Origin of the sequence: Alcanivorax sp. 97CO-5, assembly GCF_000524665.1 — a bacterium.
GTDB lineage: Bacteria > Pseudomonadota > Gammaproteobacteria > Pseudomonadales > Alcanivoracaceae > Alcanivorax > Alcanivorax borkumensis.
Genome location: NZ_KI965884.1, coordinates 13,740 through 36,653 on the forward strand (window position 1 = coordinate 13,740; position 22,914 = coordinate 36,653).

Sequence of the window (22,914 nt, forward strand, 5' to 3'; positions counted from 1 at the left end):
GCGGTGTCTGTGGTTACAGCCGCTCTGGCTGTTGAGTCAGAGCACTGCCAGGATCGCCGCCAGTGGTGACATTCTCTTGGCGGGTATTGTACCAGTCCGGAAGGGCCGCTGTCCGGGGCGTTAGCCCAAGACGTTTGGCTAAAAAGGATACCAGCTGTTGTTCCATGCTGTGGCGGTCCAGATCCACCCCTTGAGCTTTCAGTGTGGTCATGGGTTGATCCACGTGTCCGCAGGGGTTAATACGATGCCAGGGGGAAAGGTCCATATCCCGGTTGATGGCTAGCCCGTGGTAGGTGGCGCCACGGCGGATACGCAGGCCCAGAGACGCAATTTTGGCGCCTTGAACATAGACTCCGGGTGCGTCATCTCGATTAACGGCGGTAATGCCCAGACTTGCAAGAAAGTCGATGATGCCTTGTTCAATGGCGGAGACCAGCCCGCGGCTACCCAGGCCTAGCCGTTTGATGTCCAGCATCAGGTAGACCACTGTCTGGCCGGGGCCGTGATAAGTCACTTGCCCACCACGGTCGCTGTTCACTACTGGAATCTCACCGGCATTGAGCACATGTTCGGGCTTGCCGGCTTGGCCCAGCGTGAAGATGGGAGGGTGTTCGAGTACCCAAAACTCGTCGCTCTGCTGCGCGTCACGGTGATCGGTGAGATCGCGCATGGCGTGCCAGCAAGAGGAATAATCGACTTGTGGGAAATAGCGAATCAGTGCGTCCATGGGGGAAGTATACGGCCAGCTATGCATGACAGGCTAGCCGCTTTGCGCGATGCACATTGGATAGAGAAGAATCAAAATCCGCGGATGTACGCATTTTCTACAGGGTCGCGGTTGACGTTCCCTAAAATGAGGCAAAGTTACTATTGTTTAAATCAGACGATCACTTGTCCGCGGGTTAACAAGATGGAGATTTAATTCTTGAACACTGATGCCGAATTCAATGCGGCTATCATCGGTGAGATTAATCGTCTGGAAGGCGTCGAAATGCACTGGGGTGCGGTAAAGGCTCTGTTCCATGTTCGGGTTGTTGCGTGGCAGGGCAGAAATGAGGTTTGTCGGTTTGGCGACGGTGTGCGGCCCTGCGCGACTGGCACCGAGCACATCGTGAGAAAAGGGGCGTAGGTCAATAACCGTGAGTATAGGCAGGTAGCTGCACAGACACAGCAGCGAGACTATTTTCATGATGGATATTCCGTATTGTTATTATGTGCCAAACACTACGGAGGCGATGGGTTCTTACCAATGGTGGCTCGGTGGGGGTTCGGTATCGAGCTGTGAGAACAGGTAACGGCGTGTAACGTGTCATGAGGCTCGGCCAGTGCACTTACTGTGAGGTGCACTGGCATTTGAAGCGAGAGCGCTTGCAGGGGGCGTGTATTAAAGCGTCACTTTCACATGGGGAGAATCACTGAGCGCCTTGTAAATGGCCTCTACCTGTTCCCGGTTGCGCATGGTGACCTTCGCAGTGAAAGAAATGAAGGTGCCTTTGCTGCTGGGTTTACTGTTCAGGTGTTTGTCTGCGTCAAAATCCTCAAGGTGGGTGTTGAGAATCTCGATAAGCGCGGCTTCAAGGGGGGAGTCGATGGCCCCCATGACTTTTAACTGCATGTCATGGGGGAATTCCCACAAATGTTCCTGAATGGCCATGGGCGGCTCCTGTCAGTCGTGCGCGTTTGGGGCATCAAGCCCGCAAAGTCGGCGTTTATGCTGGACGTAGTGATGCGCAAGGGCTTTCCATAATGGCCCCGGCATTCCATTCCCTATTATAGCGTTGTTGAGCTGAATTACGGGCACCACTTCCTTGGTCGAACTGGTGATCCAGATTTCATCTGCTTGGCGTAACTGCATTTCAGTGATTTCACGCTCTTCTAGTGCGAGGCCGTGCTGGTGGCACAGCTCTACCACCAGATCCCGGGTAATGCCGCCAAGAATGGCATGGCTTTTTGGGGGGGTCGCAATGGTGCCGGCCTTGGCGATGAAGACATTGCTGGCCGAGCCTTCGGTAACAAAGCCGTCGCGCAGCAAAATGGCTTCGCTGGCCCCGGCGGCCACGGCTTGTTGGCGGAGTAGGCTGTTGGGCAGCAAGGAGACGGACTTAATATCGCAACGGGCCCAGCGAATATCATCCAGGGTGATTGCGCGAGCGCCAACGGCGGTTTCTGGGCTGTCGGCGGCAGGAATCGCTATCGGGTTGGTCATCATGAATACAGTGGGGGTGACGGCGGGCGACGGGAACGCATGATCGCGCTTTTCAGCAGCGCCACGGGTGACTTGCAGGTAAACCGAGAGATTGCCGCCGCCATTGGCGCGCAGTAGTTGTTCACATCGTTCTCGCCACTGTGCCCGGCTGTGGGGATTGCGAATGTCGACTTCTGCCAGCGAGCGTTCCAGGCGGATCAGGTGTTCTTCGAAGCGGAATAATACGCCGTTATAGGCTGGTATCACTTCGTAAATCCCGTCGGCAAACAGAAAGCCCCGATCCATGGGGGATATCGTTGCATCTGCTGGCGCCATGAAGGCGCCGTTGAGATAAACCTGAGTCATGGTAAGTGTGCCTGCGTGTCGCGTGCTGAGGTTCCTAGAACAGCCCTTTGAAGAACAGCATAAGGTGATGCCAAAGCTTGGTGAAGAGGCCAGCTTCTTCAACGGCTTCCAATGCCACCAATGGTTTTTTAACCAGCACATCATTGTTCATGCGGACGGTGAGGGAGCCGTATTGTTGGCCTTCCACGATAGGCGCTTCCAGCTGTGGAGTAACACTGATTTCCGCTTTCAGGCTTTCATGGCTTTCACGGGGGATGGTCAGTACCAAGTCTTCAGCTAGGCCTAGACGAAGTTGGTTCTGTTCGCCCATCCATACATCGACGGTATCAAGGACATCGCCAGCGCTATACGCTTTGTAGGTTTCGAAGAAGCGGAAACCGTAGGTCAGTAGCTTTTGTGATTCACGGGCGCGTGCGCCTTCAGAATCGGTACCCATGACCACGGCGATTAGACGCATACCGTCTTTTTTAGCGGAAGAGACCAGGCAATAGCCGGCTTCATCGGTATGTCCGGTTTTAAGGCCGTCCACAGAGGGGTCACGCCACAGTAGCAGGTTGCGGTTTTGTTGAGTGATGCCGTTGTAGGTAAATTCCTTTTTGGCGTATAGGTCGTAGTGATCGGGAAAATCTCGCACGATGGCGCGGGCTAGAATGGCCATGTCCTTGGCGGTGGTGAAATGGTTTTCCGCCGGCCAGCCAGTGGCGTTCATGAAATGGCTGTTGTCCATGCCCAGACGGTTAGCGTGTTGGTTCATCAAATCGGCAAAGGCATCTTCGGAACCGGCAATGTATTCGGCCATGGCCACGCTGGCGTCGTTACCGGACTGGATGATGATGCCTCGCAGCAAGTCCCCCACCGGAACTCGGGTCCCTTCGCGTACGAACATGCGTGAACCGCCCATTTGCCAAGCCTGAACGCTGATTGGCGCCATGTCTTTCTCGGAAATATTGCCTTTCTGCAGCTCCGCTTCAGCAATGTAGGCTGTCATCATCTTTGTTAGGCTGGCCGGAGGTAGGCGTTGATCTGCGTTACGCTCGACGATGATTTGGCCGCTGGTTGCATCCATCAGCAAGTAGCCTTTGGCATCGATTTGTGGCGCACGGGGCACCATTTGCGCTTGAGCCAGGAGGGAAAAAGCGGTGCCAAATAAAGCAAAGAGAGCTAAAACGGTAAATCGAAAAGACTGGGGACGCATGGATATCCTGCCTGTTGGTTGTTCTAGGATGATTCGCTCTTTGAAGGGTTTAGGGAATCAATGATATGCCTGCCGTCGTTGTTCGGTGCAAACCCGAAGGAGTGTTTGTACACGGACGGCAAAAAATTCCATAAAGGCCATCAAGTTGCGTTGTGCCATCACTTGATGGCTGCATTCTAGAGGACTGACGAGGGCCTGTTAACCGGAGAAATAGCTGATATGGGCGTTTTCAGGGGCTGACAGGCATGGGCCGGTCGAAACCGGCGTCGGCAATCGTCTGGCGTACTTGTTGACGTTGTTGCTGGTTTTCATAGGGGCCAATCCAGACCCGGAATAGATTACCCTCCGAGTGCTGGATTTGGGTATCGACGCCCAATTGGTTGACCAGCTTTTGTTGTAGCCGTTGAGCGCTGACGCGGTCAGAGAAGGCGCCTGCCTGCAGAAACAGACTGGCGCTTTTCTCATTTTCTTTTACCGTGCCCGTTTGGGTGCCGGAGGTGCTCTGTGCTTGTGAAGGCGGAGGGCTATCCAGGGCGGCGCGTACGGCTGTGGGGACGGTGCTGTTGGCCTCTTGGGATTGTGACTGTTGGCCCGTGATGGCCTCAACTCGAACACGTCCGGTGCCGGCTTGTTCTATGCCTAGGCGTACTGCGGCAGCCCAAGAGAGATCAATGATGCGATCTTCGTGGAAAGGGCCTCTGTCGTTCACCCGTACCACCAAGCTCTTACCATTATCCAGATTGGTAACCCGGGCGTAAGTGGGCAGTGGCAGACTGCGATGGGCGGCAGTGAACTGATACATATCGAAAGATTCGCCGCTGGAGGTGCGATGACCATGAAATTTCTGGCCATACCAAGACGCGTTTCCTTCTGCTACGTAACCCTCCGCTTGGGGGAGTACTTGATAGGTTTTGCCCCACACGCTGTAGGATTGTGGGTTGCCATAGCGACTGCGCGGTTCATTTGTGGGAACCGGTTCCGGCAGCTGTGAGATATCTCTACGCTCTTCAGGGGCGGTATCCTGATGCAGGCTATAACGGTCGGAGCCGGGTGCTCCGTTGCTGGCAGCTGGGCCGTCATTGCCATCATTGGGCCCTGGCGTTGTGGCACAGGCGCCGAGAAAGGCAGAGGTCAGTACGGCGCAAGCCAAACGGTTCATTGATTATCCTCCAGTGCCGCAGCCAATTGTCGTGATAGTTGTAGCACGGCCATGGCGTACAGGCGACTGTGATTGTAGCGGGTGATCACATAAAAGTTGTCGGTGGCCAGCCAAAATTCTGCGCCATCGGTTCCGGTCAGGTCGAGTAGGGCGACGCGGGTGCTGGCGGGCAGATCAAAGCAGTATTCACTAACCAGCCGATCGTCGTTGCAGCTGAGTGCGGTGACGCCGGCACTGTTGGCTTGTGCCAGAGTAAAGGATGGCTTGTAACCTTTCTTGGCCAGCGCGACATAACCGGTACCGTGTAAGCGAGCTCTGGCAGCCACGGGCAAACCGGGTTTCCAGTTATGTTCGCTGAAATAGTTGGCCACGGAGCCAATGGCATCCACCGGATTATTGACCAGATCGGTGATACCGTCGTTGTCAAAATCCACTGCGTAGGCTTGGTAACTGGTGGGGATAAACTGGCCATAGCCCATGGCCCCCGCGTAAGAGCCGGTGATCGTGTTCGCGTCAATATGGGCATGGTGTTCCAATTCAAACAGTGCTTTGAGCTGTTTGCGGAAGAAGCTTCCTCGGGGAGGGTAGTCATAGCCCAGTGTGGCCAGCGCATCGACCACACGGTAGTTGCCCATGTGATCACCGTAGCGGGTTTCCACACCAATGATGGCGAGAATAATTTCTCGCGGTACGCCGTAGGTTTGTTCGGCGCGGGTCAAGGTCTTGGCGTGGGTGTGGGCGAATTCAATACCTTTCTGAACCCGGCTTTCCTGTAGAAAAATTTTCTGATAAGTGGCCCAGGTATGGGTTCTTTCTGCAGGGCGAGCAATGGATTTGAGAATCTGGGGTTGGCATTGCGCGCTGCCCAGAACCTCTCGCAATCGTGCCTCATCTTGTCCTTGCGAGACGAGCTCGGCTATTAGAGCTTGGACTTGTTTGCGCTGCAGATAGTCGTTGTTTTCAGGGCAGGTATGCTCGGCTAAGGCAGGCAGGGAGGTGAAGAACAGGGCTGCGACCGCGATGGCTGAATACGCCGTGCCGGAGCGGAAAATGTTTAGAATGCCTAGATAGAAACGACGCAAAGGGGGTTCTCCTGTTTTCATTATTTCCATGGACTGCGTTTTGTTGGAAACCGGCGCACTAGGGGGCCGGCTTCACGTTTAATAACTCATTAGGCGCCGATGGGTGTGAATTGACATCAACATCCCAAAACTGGCCAATAGCGTGACAACGGAGGTGCCGCCATAGCTGACCAGAGGCAAAGGGACGCCTACGACAGGTAAGAGCCCTGAAACCATCCCAATGTTCACGAAAACATAAATAAAAAATGTCATCACTAGGCTGGCGGCCAGTAGCCGGGCAAACGTGTCTTGGGCGTGCCAGCTAATAAAGAAACCGCGGCCAACGATGACCAAGTACATCATCAGCAATACGATAACGCCTACTAGGCCGAATTCCTCGCTGAGCACTGCGAGAATAAAGTCGGTGGAGGATTCCGGCAGGAAATCGAGGCGTGATTGGGTACCGTCTAGCCATCCTTTGCCGTTAACCCCCCCGGAACCGATAGCGGTTTTTGACTGGATAATGTTCCAGCCGGTACCGCGCGGATCCGCTTCCGGATTAAGGAAAGTGTCTACCCGGTTGCGCTGATAATCATGCATCACGAAGAAATACATCAGCGGTGCGGCGGTGACCACTATGATTATCGCCACGGCAATCAGCCGCCAGGATAGCCCCGCCATGAACAGGACTATCAAGCCACTGGCCGCGATGAGAATGGCTGTGCCCAGGTCCGGTTGCATGCCGATGAGCATGGCGGGAATGCCGAGTAATAGCAGGGCAGCAATCACATCAGTGAGCCGGGGGGGCAGCGTGCGTTCACTGAAGTACCAGGCGACCATGGCGGGTACCGCGAGTTTCATCACCTCCGCCGGTTGGAAGCGGCCGGCGCCGGGAATGGATAACCAGCGTTGAGCCCCTTTGGCTTCGGTGCCGATGAGCAACACCATTATCAATAACATCAGGCCGATGGAATAAATCACTGGCGCCCAGAAGCGGTAGCTTCGCGGCGGGATTTGGGCCAACAGAAACAGCACAATAAGGCCGGCGCCGAAGCGGATGCATTGACGGACCACTAGCGCCATGCTTTCCCCGCCAGCACTATAAAGAACGGTGAGCCCCCCGAACATGAGTAGCAACAGGCCCACCAGTAATGGTGGATCCAGGTGCAGGCGTACCGCCAGCCCGGGTGATAGGCTAGCGCCGGTTTGGCCTGGCATTTGGCGGGTAAATTCGCGCTGGCTCATGGGCGGTTCTCGTTACCGGCATTATTGATGGTGGTATTGGACGGTGGATGGGGCGGGGTTTCGGCAAACACCGGCGGTACTTTCAGCTCCCCCTGTTCATCCAGTAGCCACGCATCCATGACTTCGCGGGCAACCGGCCCCGCGGTAGAGCCGCCGTGGCGGCCATTTTCCACCAGCACCGCCACGGCAATCGCTGGCTTGTCGGCGGGGGCAAAGGATACCAGTAGGGCGTGGTCCAGTAGTCGTTCCGTCAATTCTTCTTCATTATAGGTTTCGTCCTGGCCCACCGAGAAAACCTGAGCAGTGCCGGATTTAGCAGCGATGTCATATTTGGCTTTCACGGCCATGGCCCGCGCCGTGCCGCCGAGCTGGGTTACACCAACCATGGCGTCGGCCATTTTTTCCCAGTTGCTCTGATCATTAAGCACGATATCGGTACGTTCTACTGGTTTAGTGTCTCCGGCGAGAGTGGGGACCACCTGTTTGCCGTGGTTGGCCATGATCGCTGTGGCATTGGCTAGTTGCAGTGGTGTGGCAAGTACAAACCCCTGGCCAATGCTGGCGTTGATGGTGTCACCGTGGAACCAGGGGCGGCCGCGTGCGGCCTTTTTCCACTGTTTGGACGGCATAATGCCGCTCGATTCGTTGTGCAGGTCGATACCGGTAGGCTGACCTAGGGAAAACTGGGTCATGTAGCGGTGTAGGCGTTCAATGCCCAGTTTAAAGCCCATGTCGTAAAAATAGGTGTCGCAGGACTGCACCACTGCATCGCGCAGATTGACGCGACCATGGCCCCAGCGTTTCCAGTCTCGGTAGCGGTGAGGGTCGTTTTCTAGCTGATAGTATCCGGGATCAAAAATGGTCCGCTCCCAGGTGGTTACCCCGGCATCGAGCCCGGCCAGGCCATACATGGGCTTGATGGTGGAACCTGGTGGGTAGCGCCCTTGCAGTGCACGGTTGAACAGGGGGTTGTCGTGGTCGTTGCGATAGGCGGAATAATCTTTATAGGAAATGCCGGTGACGAACAGGTTGGGGTTAAAGCCTGGCCGGCTAACGAATGCCAGCACACTGCCATCGCGAGGATCAATGGCGACCACGGCGCCACGGCGTTCGCCCAAAGCATCATAAGCTGCTTTTTGCACTCGCATGGAAAGGCGAAGTCGCAGGGGCTTACCCGGCACCGGCGCTTGCTCTTCTAGCACCCTTAAGATTCGGCCTCGAGCATTGGTTTCTACTTGGCGGTAGCCAACTTCACCGTGCAGGGTATCTTCATAAAACCGTTCGATGCCACTGCGCCCGTAAAAATGGGTGCCCGCGTAGTTGCGTTGTTGGTCTAGAGTCATCGCGTCCAAATCTTGGACATTGATCCGGTTTACGTAGCCCAAAACATGGGAAAACAGAATGCCGTGAGGGTAGTGGCGAATCGGGTCGGCGGAGATCCTGATACCCGCGAGCCGGTGCTGGTTCACCACCAGCCGGGCAATTTCTTCTTCGGTGAGCCGGCCACGTAGTGGCACAGGTTCCCAGGGGCGGCGAGCGGTATGGCGGCGTTTCTCGAAACGTTCCCGGTCCCCCTCATCGAGTTCGATAAGATTGCCCAGCTCGGTGAGCAGCTGATCCAGATCAGCTGCTTGCTCGATGATGATTTCCAGCGAAAAATCAGGGCGGTTATCGGCAAGAATTTCGCCATTGCGGTCGGTAATTAGCCCGCGCGGTGGGGCCACAGCTTGTGTCTGAACCCGGTTGTTGTCACTGAGGGTGGTGTAACGATTGTGTTCGATGATCTGTAACCAGATCATGCGCCCGATCAACACACAGGTGAGCAGTAACACCAGGAAAACACTCACGACAAGACGAACGCTGAAAATGCGCTGCTCGTGATGATGATCCTTCAGCGTTAATGGTCGGCGCATGTTGGCGTTAGAGTCCGGGGTTACTTAGGGCGAATAAAGGAACGCGTGATAGTAGCAAAATAACGTTGTGTCGGGGGATCACTCAAAGCCACAAGCTATAACGAGGTTAAAGGTTCCTGCTTGGTGGTTCGTTTGATGATCATGTTCTGATCTTTAGTATCGCAAACTGACCATGCAGCGCGTTATTAACGCTTTGCCAGTTAGCATGGCGCCTCTCGTGTTGTAGCGTGGAGTTTGTCGCTATTCAACGGTGATAGGGGTGCCCGGTCAGTAGTGTCCAGCCCCGGTAGAGCTGCTCAGCCAACAATACTCGCACCAGTGGGTGGGGCAATGTCAGGTTGGACAGACTCCAGCGCTCATGGGCGCTGGCTGATAACTCGGGGCACAGGCCATCGGGCCCGCCCACCAGCAGCACTAAATCCTGGCCCACGTCTTTTAGCTCGCCCAGTTTACGGCTAAGGGCGTGAGTGTCCAGCGCCCGGCCGTTGACTTCCAGCGCCACGGTTTTGGCGCCCGGGCTTTTTTTCACAATTGTTTCCAGGCGCTTGCGTAGGGCGTCAGCTTCTGCCCGTATTTGACTGCCGGCGTCTCCCTTGCCACGTTTAGGCATGGGAATCTCTTCCAGTGTTAAGCGCATATCCGGAGGCATACGCTTCTGGTATTCGTTAAAACCTTCGGTGACCCATGCTGGCATGCGGGTGCCGATGGCCAGCAGAACAAGGTGCATGGGCTAGTGGTCTTGCTGCTGTTCGCGGTCTGGGTGGTGCTGGGGGTTCTTCCACAGCCGTTCCAAATCGTAGAATTCACGGGTGGCGGGCAGCATCAGGTGAACAATGACGTCACCCAAATCGACCAAAATCCACTCGCCAGTATTTTCTCCTTCGGTGCCAATCGGCGGGTAGCCGGCGGTTTTGGCCGCATCAGACACGTTGTCGGCCAGCGCTTTCACGTGGCGGTTGGAGGTACCACTGGCGATAACCATGGTATCCGCGACACTGGTGATTTCACGTACATCCAGCGGGGTGATGTTTTGGGCTTTGACTTCTTCCAGGGCGTCGATGACCAGTTGCAGTAGCGGAGTGTCAGCGCTCATGGGGCCTCATGATTGGTTAAAAGGGGTATGTTCGGCCACATTATACAGGTCGTGGCGGTGAATATGCGTAATCACGGCGTCATCTAACGCGGGACAGTGCCCTTTTTTTGCGAGCGCCTGACGAATGGCGGTGGCAGAGACATCCAGAAATGGGCGTTTGAGCATTAGTCGTAAGCCGTAGGGTTGCTGTGCCAGGCCGTGGGCATCGGTTTCTGGAAACGCCTCTAAGACGGCATTATCTGCCAGCGGGCTGTTTGGGCGAGGTACCACTGCTAAGTGACACAGGTTGGTGTAATCACGCCATTGGTGCCACTGATGCAGGTTGGCAAAGCTGTCGGCGCCGATCATAAACACGAGCGGCCGGTCCGGGTGTTGTTTGCGAAAATGCTGCAGTGTGACCAGGCTGTAGCTGGGGCCGGGCTGTGCCAATTCCCAACCATCCGGGTGCAACTGTGGGTGGTCAGCACAGGCCAGCTCCAGCATACGCAAGCGCTGCTCACCATCGGCCAACGGTTGCGGCCGGTGAGGGGGAACCGCATTAGGGAGCAGGTGCACAGGGGCGTCATTGAGCACCTTAGATACAGCTCGGGCCGCACTGATGTGCGCCCGGTGAACCGGATCAAAGGTGCCGCCAAAGAGAACCAAAGGCCGGACGCCGGACGCCGCATGTTGGACGTTATGCAAAGCACGCCTCCGTGTTTGGCGTTAGGTATCCGGCATCCTGCATCTGGCGTTTACAGCCGTATATGCCCATCACCCAACACCACCCATTTCTGGCTGGTCAGCCCTTCTAGACCCACTGGGCCGCGGGCATGGATTTTATCGGTGGAAATGCCGATCTCGGCACCCAGCCCGTATTCGAACCCGTCAGCAAAACGGGTGGAGGCATTCACCATCACTGAACTGGAGTCCACTTCGGTGAGAAACCTGCGAGCCAAGGTGTAGTTTTCGGTAATGATGGCTTCGGTATGGCCCGAACTATAGCGGTTGATATGTTCGATGGCGTCATCAATACCGTCAACGATTTTTACCGCGAGCACCGGCGCCAGGAATTCCTCTTCCCAGTCGCTGTTGGAGGCTTCCACCATGCCGGTGATGCCTGCTTCTGTCAGGAGCCGACGGGCCTTATCACAACCGCGTAGCTCCACGCCGGCCTGTTGGTACTTGCCCGCTAGCTCTGGCAGCACCTGTGGCGCAATCGCATTGGCTACCAGTAACGTTTCGGTGGTATTGCAGGTGCCGTAACGCTGGGTCTTGGCGTTGTAGGCCACGCTGATCGCTTTGGCGATATCGGCCTGACCATCAATGTAGGTGTGGCAGTTGCCATCCAGATGCTTAATCACTGGCACGCGAGCGTCATTACTGATGCGCTCGATCAGCCCCTTGCCGCCCCGGGGGACAATCACGTCCACGAATTCCGGGTGGCTAATCAGCTCGCCTACGGCGGCGCGGTCGGTGGTTTCCACCACCTGTACGGCGGTGTCAGGCAGCCCAGCCTCACGAAGGCCCTCGCGTATGCATTCGGCAATGGCTTGGTTAGCGTTGATGGCTTCGGAGCCGCCACGCAAAATCGCCGCGTTGCCGGATTTCAGGCATAAAGCGGCGGCATCAACGGTAACGTTCGGGCGGGACTCGTAAATGATGCCGATAACCCCCAAGGGCACACGCATTTTGCCCACTTGAATGCCTGATGGGCGGTAAGCCAGGTCGGTAATTACACCGATTGGGTCTGCCAGCCCGATAATTTGTTCTAAGCCTTCCACCATGCCGTCAAAGCGGTCGGGAGTCAGTTCCAGCCGGTCTAGCAGGGCAGCGTCCAGACCATTGTTACGTCCGGCGTCCAGATCCTGCTGATTGGCCTGCAGGATCGCGTTACGGTGGCTGCGCAAGGCGCCGGCAATGGCCGCTAGGGCCTTGTCCTTGTCGCTGGAACTGGCACGGGCCATGGCACGGGAGGCTTGGCGGGCCTGTTCACCCAGGCGTTGCATGTATTGCTGGATATCCATAAATCTCTGCGTTAAATCGGTTGATGGCTTGCGGGCTGTGCCGGGCTGCTACGTTACTGTGGGATCTAAACCCGCCTATAAAGGTAGAGGAGCCGGGTGCCGGGGCACCGGAGGCCCGCTACCGCGCTGGCTGGTAGCGTGGACTGCTTTTTTCGCCCGCGAAAAGCAGCATTATAACGATAACCGCTGCTGTACGCTTGCACACAAAGGGTGAGGGAGCGAAAACCTTTGCTACGGAGATACCGATAATCGCCCAATGTCATGAGTGTGATTGTGCCATTGAGAGGGGTGCCGGTGGTAATACACCAATACTCCTGCCCAGCGATCATGAATGAAGTGCTTCTGGGGCGGGCAGTGAAGTGGAAATTAATGACCGGGCATTATTCTCCCGTCTGCCAACCCGCGTAAGCACCCTTGCGGATGCTCGGTGAAGCCTTCCAGATTGCATTTCTTATCGGTATTACTTCAATCGAATCTACGGAAACATTCTTGTCCGTTGTGGGAGAAAGCTGGGCACCGACAAGCTTGAAAATCCCCCAGATCTTTAACCGCGATCAGGACGAAAAGGTGGTGTTTTTCATTGGCCAGAGACCCTCAAAGCGTGAACGATCAACGATTGCCCAGCGCTGTCTTCCCTTCCAATATCCGCACCATGGGGTTGCCTCGAGTCTGGGGGATGGGTAGCTGGCCATAAAAATCAGCTGGGTTATGAATGGTGAGGGACTGGAAGCCCATTTGCTCGAAGTGGTTGGTGGCCTGCTGGTCGGAATGAAAATGAAAACCCACTTGGCTACGGGAAACAGCCCCAAGCAGACGGCCCAGCCCCTTGAGGGTGTGATAGAACGGCATGCCCTGGTATAGCGGGTAGTTGTCGGTTAGGTAGGTACCTTGGGGGAATGCTCCCAGGGCGGTGGCCAGTTTGCGCCAGAACTCGGAGATCACCGCCAGTGGAAAATAATTCACCAGCCCTTCGGTGATGACCACTACCGGTTTGCTGGTGTCCAGTTGGCCAAGAACATGGCCCAGGCTTAGTTCGCCGACGTCAGCAAAAATATTGATGGGCATCACCCGGTGGCGTTCGCTTAGCACTTGATGTTCTGTGAGGAGGTGTTGTTTGCGGCGGGCCATGTCCGGCAAGTCGGTTTCGATGTAGGTGAGCTGCGGATATTGCTGGCAGAAGCGGTGGCCGCGGGGCGACAGGCCGCAGGCGATTTCCACTACCTGGGTTACGCCACTGTTAATTAGCTGGTGCAAGCGGTGGTCGATAACCAGGTGGCGTTGCAGAAGAAAGGTACGAATATTGCCACCGGCAATGCGCCGCCCCATATATTCAAACGGGGCCAGCGCGCCATACAGTAAGGCGCCGCCACGCGTGCGGAAGAAGGGGGCTGCCAATCCATCTTTGGCCCATACATGCCCAGTGTACAAGGCGGTAAAGCTGATGGATGAGGTATCCGGTAGTTCGCTCATTGTTGTTTTGCGCCGGTAAGGAAGAAGTGAGGATAGGCTAGCAGAGTGTTGCCCCTGCTAGGTGGTAATTCGTGCCAATCGATGGGGCAAATAACAAGTCGGTGATGAAACAGCAACATGCTCGGCTTTTGTTCTTCTGAATGGTTCACTTTGAACGGTTAACTGAATTTCGCGGGCAGGGGGGGGGCGTGTGGCCACGGGCCTTAGTCGTGTTGCAGCCTTTGCTTGCAGGTAGGCTCTCACAGAAAGTCGGTTCTTGATTTTGTTCCTCAAAAGGAACGGCTACGGATCGGAGCTTTACCGTTCCATACTGCGGGGCAGGGGGTGGCCGGCTAGGCGCAGAGCCAGAGAAATGATGTGTTTCCAAGGGTCGCCTTTGGCCATGCCTTTGACGCATTGGTCGGCGCGGATGGCGCAGGCTTGGGCAATGCGTAATTGCTGGGGGTTAAGGCGTTGGGCCTGATTCTGCATGGCGCGTACCCTTTGCGGGGGCAGGCGCGGGGGCGGTCCGCCGCCGAGCATGCCATCGAGCAGGCGGATGTCGCGGCTCAAGGCCCACAGTAATACAGGGGGTTCTACGCCTTCAGCGCGAAGGGTCTGGATGATGTGCATGACCCGTTGGCTATCACCTTGGGCGGTGGCGTCGGTGAGATCGAACGGCGAGTAGCGGCTGGAGTCGCCCACTGCTTGCTGCACGTCTTCCGGCCCGACTTGGCCGTCTTCCACTAGCAGGGCCAGTTTGTCCACTTCTTGAGCGGCGGCCAGCAGATTACCTTCACTGCGTTCGATCAGCAGGGCGAGGGCGTCTTCACTGGCGCGCAGCCCGCGGCTGGTTAGGCGTTCCTGTAGCCAGTTGCGTAGGCCATTTCCTTCTACAGGCCAGACTTCAATCACTGCGCCCATTTCATCTAGGGCTTTTACCCAGGCGCTATTCCAGTCCTTGCGTCGATCCAGTCGCGAGCAACGAATCAATAACAGGGTGTCGCTACTGGCTTCGCCTTTCAGGCTGGCGAGAACATCACGAAGAATTTGGCTGCCGGTTTTATCCGGGCGTTTGTCGTTCAGGACCAGTTCAAGAATCCGGCGGCCACCAAACAGGCTCATGCTCTGTGATTCATTGAGCAGGGCGTTCCAGTCGATGCCGGTATCACTGGAAAAGCGTTGGCGTTCGTCAAAGCCTTGGTCGCGAGCCGCTCGGCGTAAATCGTCGATGAGTTCGCCTTGCTGTAGGGGTTCGTCACCGGCAACTAGATAAACGGGCAACAGCGTCGCGGACAGGTGCTTGCCAAGTTGTTCGGGACGCAGGCGCATTAGTAGGTCTCCCACCCCTTAGAGGCCGCAGCGATCTGGTTGATCAGCCGGAAGGTCATATCTTCGTACAAGTCGTCGCGCACCAGTTGCTCTTCATCTGAGGACGCGGTGGCGTTTTCCGGGTACCAGGGCAGGCTGCGCAGCGCCATCATGCGTTTGGGGGTGGTGAGCAGGGCGCCGGTTTTTACATCGCGCAGGTGCCAGTAAAGGGTGTAACGCAGTTCAATTTCCGCTTGGCGGCCCTGATTATCGACAGCGGAAGTGCGGCGCATCCACTCTTCGTCATCAATGATCAGTTGATAGGGGGACTCGTTGTGCACTAGTACGCCTTGGTTTTCCAGCTCATCTTCCAAGCTGTATTTCAGCTCTGTGCTTGCCCCCATGAGCGATAGGCTTTCCATGGAGGGTACGCTGGTTTCGCCGCGCAGTTGCCAGCCGCAGGCAGAAACCAACAGGGTTAAGAGTACGGTGGTGATGGCGGCGATAACCTTCATGCAAACCTCGTGGGGCAAGTGGCGCTTATGCGTCTTCAAGCTGATGGCTGGAGCCGGCTAGGAGCCGTGCTTGCCGGGGCGTCCGCGTCATACAAAAGCATATAAAATATGGTTGTAAGAGGTGGAGTTTGCCCCGGCGGTGCGAATCGCGGATTAGTTGGCGACGATATTTACCAGTTTACCCGGCACTACGATCACTTTACGCACGGTTTTGCCTTCAGTGAATTTCTTCACGTTAGGCTCGTCCATAGCAAGGGTTTCCACCGATGCTTTATCGGCATTGGCGGGCACGTTCAGTTTGGCGCGGACCTTGCCATTTACCTGTACCACAAGCTCGATACTGTCTTTTACCAGTGCGCTCTCATCTACACTCGGCCAACTAGCGTCAATGACCGCCTCGTCATGGCCTAGGGCTTGCCACAGGCTGTGCCCCGCATGGGGAATGATGGGAGCCAGCAGCAGTACGGCGGCTTCCAGCGCTTCTTGTTTCACCGCGAGGGCATTGTCAGTGGCAGCGTCGAACTTGCTCACTTCATTAATCAATTCCATCACTGCAGCGATGGCGGTGTTGAAGGTGTTGCGGCGGCCGTAGTCGTCGCTGACCTTTTGAATGGTTTCGTGGGTTTTGCGGCGAAGTGCCTTGCCGGCGTCGTCCAATGCGTTTACATCCAGAGTGCCGGTATTGCCGGCTTCCACATGTTCGGCAACCAGGCGCCATAGACGCTTGATAAAGCGGAAGGCGCCTTCTACGCCTGCGTCGTTCCATTCCAGAGACTGCTCTGGTGGCGCGGCAAACATCATGAATAGGCGCACAGTGTCGGCGCCGTATTCTTCAATCATTTGCTGCGGGTCCACGGTGTTGCCCTTGGACTTGGACATTTTGGCACCGTCTTTGAGCACCATGCCCTGACAGAGGAGTTGCTTGAACGGTTCGTCGCAGTTCACCAGCCCAGTATCGCGCAGTAACTTGTGGAAGAAGCGAGAATAAAGCAGGTGCAAAATGGCATGTTCTATACCGCCAATGTACTGGTCTACGGGCAGCCAGTAATTGGTGGCTGCCGGGTCCAGCATGGCGGTGTCGCTTTGTGGTGAGCAGTAGCGAGCGTAATACCAGCTGGACTCCATAAAGGTATCGAAGGTATCGGTTTCGCGCAGGGCGGGCTGGCCGTTAAACGTGGTTTTGGCCCACTCCGGGTCGGCTTTGATAGGGCTGGTGACGCCATCCATTTCCACATCGGTGGGCAGCGCCACGGGCAGCTGGTCTTCTGGAGTGGGGTGTAGGGTGCCGTCTTCGGTTTCCACCATGGGAATGGGGGTGCCCCAGTAACGCTGGCGGGAAACACCCCAATCACGTAGCCGGTAGTTCACTTTCTTTTCGCCAAGGGAGCGTTCGCTAAGCCAGTTAGCAATAGCGTTGAAGGCCTCGGCGGAAGACAGCCCATCGAATTCACCAGAATGTATCAGGGTGCCTTTTCCGGTGAAGGCTTCGAGTGCCAGATCGATGGGCTCACCGTTGGCGGGTTCAATCACCTGGTTGATGGGTAGGCCGTATTTTTGCGCAAATTCAAAATCGCGCTGATCATGGGCGGGCACGGCCATTACCGCGCCGGTGCCGTAGCCCATCAGCACGAAATTGGCGATCCATACCGGTACCGCTTCACCGCTGATCGGGTGGGTGGCCGTTAGGCCGGTGTAGATACCTTTCTTCTCCATGGTGGCCATGTCGGCTTCGGCGGTCTTGGTGTTCTGGCATTCTTTTACGAAGTCCGCAACTTCGTGATTGGCGGCGGCGGCTTTTTGTGCCAACGGGTGGCCGGCGGCCACGGCCACGTAACTCACGCCCATGAGGGTGTCCGGGCGCGTAGTGTAAACGCGCAGAGACTCTTCTCCCTCAATGGGGAAGTCTAATTCCACCCCTTCAGAGCGACCGATCCAGTTGCGCTGCATGGTCTTAACTTGTTCTGGCCAACCATCCAGCTGATCCAGATCATTCAGCAGTTCGTCGGCGTAGTCGGTGATTTTGATAAACCACTGGGGAATTTCTTTTTGTTCCACTAGTGCGCCGGAGCGCCAGCCACGGCCATCAATGACCTGTTCGTTGGCCAACACAGTTTGGTCTACCGGGTCCCAGTTCACCGTGGACATTTTCCGATACACTAGGCCTTTCTCGTACAGCTTGGTGAAAAACCATTGTTCCCAGCGATAATATTCTGGCGTACAGGTGGCCAGTTCCCGGCCCCAGTCGTAGCCGAAGCCCAGACGCTGCAGCTGCCCGCGCATGTAGTCGATGTTCTCGAAAGTCCATTTGGCAGGCGCTACCTTGTTTTTGATCGCCGCATTTTCTGCCGGCAGACCGAATGCATCCCAGCCCATGGGTTGCAGCACGTTTTTGCCTAGCATGCGCTGGTAACGGCTGACCACATCGCCGATGCTGTAATTACGCACATGGCCCATGTGCAGGCGGCCAGATGGGTAGGGGAACATGCTCAGGCAATAGAACTTTTCTTTGCTGGCATCCTCGGTGACCTTGAAGCTTTGATTGTCATCCCAGTATTGCTGGGCTTGGGCTTCGATCTGATCGGGGCGATACTGTACGTCCATCGGCTCTCTTTTCTTGATCATAAAACAAACGGGAACAGGGCGGTTGAAGGAAACATTCCGACCGTGAAGGAGATATAGGATACATGAGCTTAGCTTGGATTTCTCAATACGCGGGTGCCCAGATGTGCAATCTCAATGATAAATACCTCGAGCAGGGGTGGCGGTGGGCCGTGGCAGCCGTGAGGGCCTGCCAATGATGCTGACGTACCTAGCGTTGCTGGTGTTGGTGGGCGCAAGCTTGCCGGCGGTGGTGCGCAGTTTTCTGCCGCCTTTACCGCGCCGGATTACCGGCATTACGCCCCAGGCTGTGGTGGTGTTGGGCGCGGGGCGGCGCCAACGAAAAGGCCGAAGTTCGTTGAATACCCGAGGGCTGCGTCGGTTGAAATTGGCTGCAGAGCTGGCCCATGAGCACGGCTTGCCACTACTGGTCAGTGGCGGCGGTCAGCCCCCTAAGCACGATGATGAGCCCACAGAGGCAGACTTAATGGCGGAGCAAGCGCTGCGGCGCTGGCCGCGGCTGGATGTAATTAAAGAATTCCGTAGCCGAAATACTTGGGAGAACGCTTGTTATAGCTCTGAGCTGTTAGCTGATCGAGGCATAGATGAGGTGTTGTTGGTCAGTGACCGAGCCCACTTGCCCAGGGCCTTGCTGTGTTTCCAGAGCCAGGGTGTGTTAGCTCAGGCGGCGTGGAGCAAACGGTTGCCGAAGCAGGAATGGCTTCCCTCTGCGGGGGCCATATCTATGGTGCCGGAGATTTGGTATGAGTGGTTGGCCCTAGTGTGGTATCACGCTCGATTTTTGTAAACGCTAGGGTAAGAGGCGTGTCGCTTCTTGGTGCTATACGGCGTCAGGTGTCTTGGTGGCTCCGCCGAGCGCTTCAATGGCCTGATATTGGCTGAGAAAAACCTGGCCGCTGAGAGTGCTCAGCAAGTGGGTTTTCGTCAGCCGGTCCATCACTGGGCCTTTTACTTCAGATAGATGTAACTGTACGCCGGCGGCGTCGAGCCGCGCGTTGAGGCTTTCTAGGCTCTGTACAGCACTGGCATCCAAGTGATTGATGGCGGAGCACATCAGCACCACATGAGCAACACCGGGACGGCCCATGGCATGATCGTAGAGCAGATCCTCCAGTGGCCGAGCATTCCCAAAATACAGTGACTCATCCACGCGTATGGACAGAATCTGATCGGAGATAATGGCGTCGTGACGGTCAATGTTACGAAAATGCTGTGTGCCGGGCACCAGGCCGACTTCGGCCATATGGGGTTGGCTGGTGCGCCACAAGAACAGCACCACGGACAATCCTACTCCGATAAGCAAGCCGCTTTGCACATTGATTAATAACACCCCGAATAAGGTGACCACCATAGCGATGCTATCCGGACGGCTATATCGCCATAGCTGGCGAATTTCCCCTAGTTCGATCAAAGGAATAATGCCCACCACAATGATCGCGGCGAGGGTGGCCAAGGGTAAAGCGTAAAATAGACCGGTGAAAAACAGGGCCACCAGGGCAATGCCCATACCGGTGAGCAGGCTGGTCATGGGGGTCCGGGCTCCGGCCTCGAAACTCACCGTGGTGCGGGAAAAACTGCCGGTGACAGCAAAGGAGCCGGATAGGCCGCTGGCCAGGTTAGCCAAACCCAGCCCCATCAGTTCCCGATTAGGAGAAATTCGCTCCCGGCGACGGGCAGCCAGCGCCTGTGCCAAAGAAATGGATTCCACGAAACCGATCAGCGCTAATAACAGAGCGGGTGTTGCCACGGCCTTCCAGTGGCTCCAGTCCATTTGTGGGGTGGATAGATGGGGGAGGCCGCTGGGGATTGCGCCCACAATGGCTAAGCCCTGTTGATCCAAGTCGAAGGAAAATGCCAACACAGTGGTGACCAGCACCGCCAGAATCGGGCCGGATTTGCCCATGAAGGCGGCGAGCCAAGCGGGTAAACGGCTACGCTTGAATGCGCCATTGAGTTGTTTAGGGATAAGCAGGGAGGCAATGGCGATGGCACTAATGGCCACGGTGAGCCAGTGACTCTGATTTAAATGTGCGCTCAAACTGCGGCCCAGTTGCACAATGTTATTGCCGCTGGCAGGGATGCCCAGCAGGTGCTTGAGCTGGCTGCTGGCGATCAAAATGGCACAGCCACTTACAAAACCGATGATGACAGGGTGACTAAGCAGGTTAGCCAGCCAGCCCAGGCGTAACACCGCCATTATTATTAGCACCGCTCCAGAGAGCAGCCCCATGCCAATAGCCGCCTGGATAAACAGCTGAGGATCTCCGTGGGCGAGGGCGCCGGCGGCGGAGGCGGTAATCAGTGATGTGAGTGCCGCCGGCCCAACGGACAGGCTGCTGCTGGTGCCGAATAGGCCGTAAACAATCAAAGGCAACATGCTGGCATACAGCCCGGTTTCAGGGGGCATACCCGCCAAGAGTGCGTATGCCAGCCCCTGGGGTACCAACAAAATGGTCACGATAATAGCGGCCAAGCCGTCACCGGCGGCATCGGCGCGGGTATAGCGAGCCAGCCAGTCGCTGGCGGGTAACCAGCGTATTACTCGCAAGGCTCGCTGCACGTTGTTATTGGCCTCGGCGCTGATCGAGCCGCTCTACCAGCCCGCTCAGGTCGTAACCGGCTTGTTCTGCGGTGGCAAGAATGCGGGCGTTGTCTTGTTCGCTGGCCTGGGTCAGGGCCCACAGCATTGTGCTGCGGGTTCCCGTACGGCAAAACGCTAATACTGGTGTTTCTGCCAGCGAGACGATGGCGTCGAAGCCGTCGATATCGGTTTCGCTGATGTTACTGCCCACCACAGGCTGGTGAGCGTATTCCAGGCCCGCTGCCTCGGCGGCGGCGGCCATTTCGGCGCTACTGGGTTGGTTTTCATCTTCACCATCGGGGCGGTTGTTGATGACCATCTTGAAGCCCGCTTTGGCCAGCTCAGCCATATCTTCTGGCTGCAGCTGTTCTGCGACAAAGAGGGTGTCGGTCAATTTCTTGGTAGTCGTCATGGAGACTCCTTGATGATTTGCTGTCAGCTTACCGGGGTATGTGGGGGCTGCAAGTCTTCTTCGTCTTGGCGGTCCTGTTGTTTTATACATTCCGGTGCCAGATCCTGCATGGCCTGATAATGGGTCAGGTAGATCTTGCCGCTAAGCTGTTCGGGTAACGCCGCTCGCTTGAACTGATCCATTACGGGTCCCTTGATCTCCGAGAAGTGAAGCGTGATGCCTGCGTCGGCCAGCCTGCGGTTGAGACTGAGCAGGCCATCGATGGCGCTGGCATCAAGATGGTTGATGGCGGTGCCCATCAGAACCACATGTTCGGTTTGTGGCCGTTGCAGGGCCGCATCGTAGATCTGGTCTTCCAGGCGGCGGATGTTGGCGAAGTACAGGGACTCGTCGATGCGCATACTCATAATTCGCGGTGACACCTTAACGGCGTGTCGTTGCACATTGCGGAAATGCTCGGTGCCAGGAACAAGACCAATCTCGGCCACATGGGGTTGGTTGGTGCGCCATAGATACAGCGCTAGGGAACTGATCACCCCGGCCATGACCCCGGCCTCCACACCCCAGCCCAGCACGCCGACAATGGTGATTATCATGGCGGTGAAATCCAGCCGGGAAAAATGCCAAGTGTGCTTCAGGGTGGCCAGGTCAACCAGTGAGAGCACCGCCACCACAATGGTGGCGGCCAAAGTGGCCTTGGGCAGGAAGACGAACAGACCGGTAAGCAATAGCGCGGTTAAGGCGATGCCTACAGCGGTGAAGACCCCGGCCATGGGGGTTTGGGCTCCGGCATCAAAGTTGACCACAGAGCGGGAAAACCCCCCAGTCACCGGGAAGCCGCCGCTGAAGGCGCTGGCCAAGTTGGCCGTTCCTAGCCCCATCAGTTCCTGGTCTGGGTTGATACGCTGGCGCCGCTTGGCCGCCAAGGTCTGGGCCACGGAAATGGATTCCATAAACCCGATCAGGCTTATCAGTAGTGCAGGCACTAGAAGTTGCCGCCAGAGTTCTGTGTCCATGGCGGGCATGATGAAACCGGGCAGACCGCTGGGTATGTCACCGACGATGTCGACACCTTGCTGGTCGAGACGCAGGCTGGCAGCAAGCAGGGTGGTGGCCAGTACTGCCAACACGGGCCCGGCCTTGCTGATTAGATCTGCCCAGAAGGGCGTTAGCCCCATTTTCAGCAGCAGCGGCTTGAAAGACCTGCGCACCCAGAACAGGAAGACCGTGGCTGTGCCGCCAAGAATGAGGGTGGGTAGATGAATGTCGGGCAGGTGGTGATAGAGAGACGCACCCAGTTCATAAAGGTTGCGGCCGCTGAGCGGGACACCAAGCAGGTGTTTAAGTTGGCTCGCGGCGATCAGAATTCCGGAGGCGGTGATGAAACCACTCACCACCGGGTGCGACAACAGGTTGGCGATCCAGCCCAGTTTGAACAGGGCCATGAGTATCAGGATAGCACCGGACAGGGCGGCCAGAATGATGGTTGAGGCGATGTATTCAGGGGTGCCGGCGGCGGCAATTTCACTGGCGGCGGCGGCGGTCATCAGCGAAGCCACAGCCACCGGGCCAACGGCTAGGGTGCGGCTGGAGCCAAACAGGGCGTAAGCCACTAGCGGCAGGATGCTGGCGTAGAGTCCCACTTGCGGGGGAAGGCCGGCGAGCATGGCGTAGGCCAAACTCTGCGGAATCAGCATGATGGTGACGACAACTGCGGCAACCCCATCCTGAGCGGCAGTCTGCCGGTTATAGAGTGGGAGCCATTGTGATGCTGCGAGCCAGCCAGGAAGTCTCATCGCCTTAG

General features: G+C 56.6%; 21 protein-coding genes. 1 reads left to right on the top strand and 20 read right to left on the bottom strand.

The window, feature by feature from the left end:
• Positions 1–13: 13 nt before the first annotated feature.
• The 17 genes from lipB to leuS all read right to left on the bottom strand — a co-directional run bounded on the left by lipB (position 14) and on the right by leuS (position 18,099).
• Positions 14–754: a lipoyl(octanoyl) transferase LipB gene (gene lipB / locus Y017_RS05720; RefSeq protein ID WP_011589242.1), complete on the bottom strand. Its 741-nt coding sequence runs from the start codon at positions 752–754 to the stop codon at positions 14–16.
• 120 nt (positions 755–874) lie between these two features.
• Positions 875–1,189, bottom strand: coding sequence for a hypothetical protein (locus Y017_RS05725; RefSeq protein WP_011589241.1), 315 nt, complete (start codon positions 1,187–1,189; stop codon positions 875–877).
• 195 nt (positions 1,190–1,384) lie between these two features.
• Positions 1,385–1,654, bottom strand: a complete 270-nt coding sequence (locus Y017_RS05730) for a YbeD family protein (protein ID WP_011589240.1) — start codon at positions 1,652–1,654, stop codon at positions 1,385–1,387.
• A gap of 12 nt (positions 1,655–1,666) precedes the next feature.
• On the bottom strand, positions 1,667–2,551 hold the full coding sequence (locus tag Y017_RS05735) for a D-amino acid aminotransferase (protein ID WP_011589239.1): 885 nt from the start codon (positions 2,549–2,551) through the stop codon (positions 1,667–1,669).
• 34 nt (positions 2,552–2,585) lie between these two features.
• Positions 2,586–3,746 carry a D-alanyl-D-alanine carboxypeptidase family protein gene (locus Y017_RS05740; RefSeq protein ID WP_011589238.1) on the bottom strand — a complete coding sequence of 387 codons (1,161 nt, stop codon included), beginning with the start codon at positions 3,744–3,746 and terminating at the stop codon, positions 2,586–2,588.
• Positions 3,747–3,975: 229 nt separating this feature from the next.
• Positions 3,976–4,905: a septal ring lytic transglycosylase RlpA family protein gene (locus tag Y017_RS05745; RefSeq protein ID WP_035459536.1), complete on the bottom strand. Its 930-nt coding sequence runs from the start codon at positions 4,903–4,905 to the stop codon at positions 3,976–3,978.
• Entirely contained in the window at positions 4,902–5,987 is a 1,086-nt protein-coding gene (gene mltB, locus Y017_RS05750) for a lytic murein transglycosylase B (protein ID WP_231483413.1), read from the bottom strand. Before mltB ends, Y017_RS05745 begins: the two co-directional genes overlap by 4 nt.
• A 78-nt stretch (positions 5,988–6,065) precedes the next feature.
• Positions 6,066–7,211, bottom strand: coding sequence for a rod shape-determining protein RodA (gene rodA / locus Y017_RS05755; RefSeq protein WP_011589235.1), 1,146 nt, complete (start codon positions 7,209–7,211; stop codon positions 6,066–6,068).
• Entirely contained in the window at positions 7,208–9,124 is a 1,917-nt protein-coding gene (gene mrdA / locus Y017_RS05760; protein WP_011589234.1) for a penicillin-binding protein 2, read from the bottom strand. The genes rodA and mrdA overlap by 4 nt, the downstream gene beginning before the upstream one ends.
• Positions 9,125–9,368: 244 nt before the next feature.
• A complete protein-coding gene (gene rlmH, locus Y017_RS05765) occupies positions 9,369–9,851 on the bottom strand; it encodes a 23S rRNA (pseudouridine(1915)-N(3))-methyltransferase RlmH (RefSeq protein WP_011589233.1) in 483 nt (160 codons plus the stop codon).
• Positions 9,852–9,854: 3 nt separating this feature from the next.
• Positions 9,855–10,217 carry a ribosome silencing factor gene (rsfS, locus tag Y017_RS05770; protein WP_011589232.1) on the bottom strand — a complete coding sequence of 121 codons (363 nt, stop codon included), beginning with the start codon at positions 10,215–10,217 and terminating at the stop codon, positions 9,855–9,857.
• Positions 10,218–10,223: 6 nt separating this feature from the next.
• Complete coding sequence (gene nadD / locus Y017_RS05775) at positions 10,224–10,901, bottom strand: nicotinate-nucleotide adenylyltransferase (RefSeq protein ID WP_051428710.1); 678 nt, start codon at positions 10,899–10,901, stop codon at positions 10,224–10,226.
• A 50-nt stretch (positions 10,902–10,951) separates the two neighbouring features.
• A complete protein-coding gene (locus Y017_RS05780; RefSeq protein ID WP_035459543.1) occupies positions 10,952–12,223 on the bottom strand; it encodes a glutamate-5-semialdehyde dehydrogenase in 1,272 nt (423 codons plus the stop codon).
• A gap of 609 nt (positions 12,224–12,832) precedes the next feature.
• Positions 12,833–13,693 (bottom strand): class I SAM-dependent methyltransferase, encoded by an 861-nt coding sequence (locus Y017_RS05785; protein ID WP_011589229.1) that lies wholly within the window; start codon positions 13,691–13,693, stop codon positions 12,833–12,835.
• 297 nt (positions 13,694–13,990) lie between these two features.
• Complete coding sequence (holA, locus tag Y017_RS05790) at positions 13,991–15,004, bottom strand: DNA polymerase III subunit delta (protein ID WP_011589228.1); 1,014 nt, start codon at positions 15,002–15,004, stop codon at positions 13,991–13,993.
• Positions 15,004–15,498 (bottom strand): LPS assembly lipoprotein LptE, encoded by a 495-nt coding sequence (gene lptE / locus Y017_RS05795; protein ID WP_011589227.1) that lies wholly within the window; start codon positions 15,496–15,498, stop codon positions 15,004–15,006. Before lptE ends, holA begins: the two co-directional genes overlap by 1 nt.
• Before the next feature lie 153 nt (positions 15,499–15,651).
• Positions 15,652–18,099, bottom strand: coding sequence for a leucine--tRNA ligase (gene leuS, locus Y017_RS05800; protein WP_035459546.1), 2,448 nt, complete (start codon positions 18,097–18,099; stop codon positions 15,652–15,654).
• 193 nt (positions 18,100–18,292) lie between these two features.
• Between leuS and Y017_RS05805 the strand changes: the two genes are divergently transcribed.
• A complete protein-coding gene (locus tag Y017_RS05805; RefSeq protein ID WP_011589225.1) occupies positions 18,293–18,904 on the top strand; it encodes a YdcF family protein in 612 nt (203 codons plus the stop codon).
• A 33-nt stretch (positions 18,905–18,937) separates the two neighbouring features.
• Here Y017_RS05805 and Y017_RS05810 read toward each other — a convergent pair whose 3' ends face one another.
• From Y017_RS05810 to Y017_RS05820, 3 genes are read right to left on the bottom strand one after another with little or no spacing between them, the layout of a single operon-like run.
• A complete protein-coding gene (locus Y017_RS05810) occupies positions 18,938–20,665 on the bottom strand; it encodes a SulP family inorganic anion transporter (protein WP_231483414.1) in 1,728 nt (575 codons plus the stop codon).
• A gap of 16 nt (positions 20,666–20,681) precedes the next feature.
• Positions 20,682–21,110, bottom strand: a complete 429-nt coding sequence (locus Y017_RS05815) for a TIGR01244 family sulfur transferase (RefSeq protein ID WP_011589223.1) — start codon at positions 21,108–21,110, stop codon at positions 20,682–20,684.
• 23 nt (positions 21,111–21,133) lie between these two features.
• Positions 21,134–22,906: a SulP family inorganic anion transporter gene (locus Y017_RS05820; RefSeq protein WP_035459550.1), complete on the bottom strand. Its 1,773-nt coding sequence runs from the start codon at positions 22,904–22,906 to the stop codon at positions 21,134–21,136.
• Positions 22,907–22,914: the final 8 nt, after the last annotated feature.

What these genes read in the sequence shown, in the direction of transcription:
- lipB (WP_011589242.1), bottom strand. Translation starts at nt 754, where the DNA reads ATGCATAGCTGGCCGTATACTTCCCCCATGGACGCACTGATTCGCTAT.
- Y017_RS05725 (WP_011589241.1), bottom strand. Translation starts at nt 1,189, where the DNA reads ATGAAAATAGTCTCGCTGCTGTGTCTGTGCAGCTACCTGCCTATACTC.
- Y017_RS05730 (WP_011589240.1), bottom strand. Translation starts at nt 1,654, where the DNA reads ATGGCCATTCAGGAACATTTGTGGGAATTCCCCCATGACATGCAGTTA.
- Y017_RS05735 (WP_011589239.1), bottom strand. Translation starts at nt 2,551, where the DNA reads ATGACTCAGGTTTATCTCAACGGCGCCTTCATGGCGCCAGCAGATGCA.
- Y017_RS05740 (WP_011589238.1), bottom strand. Translation starts at nt 3,746, where the DNA reads ATGCGTCCCCAGTCTTTTCGATTTACCGTTTTAGCTCTCTTTGCTTTA.
- Y017_RS05745 (WP_035459536.1), bottom strand. Translation starts at nt 4,905, where the DNA reads ATGAACCGTTTGGCTTGCGCCGTACTGACCTCTGCCTTTCTCGGCGCC.
- rodA (WP_011589235.1), bottom strand. Translation starts at nt 7,211, where the DNA reads ATGAGCCAGCGCGAATTTACCCGCCAAATGCCAGGCCAAACCGGCGCT.
- mrdA (WP_011589234.1), bottom strand. Translation starts at nt 9,124, where the DNA reads ATGCGCCGACCATTAACGCTGAAGGATCATCATCACGAGCAGCGCATT.
- rlmH (WP_011589233.1), bottom strand. Translation starts at nt 9,851, where the DNA reads ATGCACCTTGTTCTGCTGGCCATCGGCACCCGCATGCCAGCATGGGTC.
- rsfS (WP_011589232.1), bottom strand. Translation starts at nt 10,217, where the DNA reads ATGAGCGCTGACACTCCGCTACTGCAACTGGTCATCGACGCCCTGGAA.
- Y017_RS05780 (WP_035459543.1), bottom strand. Translation starts at nt 12,223, where the DNA reads ATGGATATCCAGCAATACATGCAACGCCTGGGTGAACAGGCCCGCCAA.
- Y017_RS05785 (WP_011589229.1), bottom strand. Translation starts at nt 13,693, where the DNA reads ATGAGCGAACTACCGGATACCTCATCCATCAGCTTTACCGCCTTGTAC.
- holA (WP_011589228.1), bottom strand. Translation starts at nt 15,004, where the DNA reads ATGCGCCTGCGTCCCGAACAACTTGGCAAGCACCTGTCCGCGACGCTG.
- lptE (WP_011589227.1), bottom strand. Translation starts at nt 15,498, where the DNA reads ATGAAGGTTATCGCCGCCATCACCACCGTACTCTTAACCCTGTTGGTT.
- leuS (WP_035459546.1), bottom strand. Translation starts at nt 18,099, where the DNA reads ATGGACGTACAGTATCGCCCCGATCAGATCGAAGCCCAAGCCCAGCAA.
- Y017_RS05805 (WP_011589225.1), top strand. Translation starts at nt 18,293, where the DNA reads ATGATGCTGACGTACCTAGCGTTGCTGGTGTTGGTGGGCGCAAGCTTG.
- Y017_RS05815 (WP_011589223.1), bottom strand. Translation starts at nt 21,110, where the DNA reads ATGACGACTACCAAGAAATTGACCGACACCCTCTTTGTCGCAGAACAG.
- Y017_RS05820 (WP_035459550.1), bottom strand. Translation starts at nt 22,906, where the DNA reads ATGAGACTTCCTGGCTGGCTCGCAGCATCACAATGGCTCCCACTCTAT.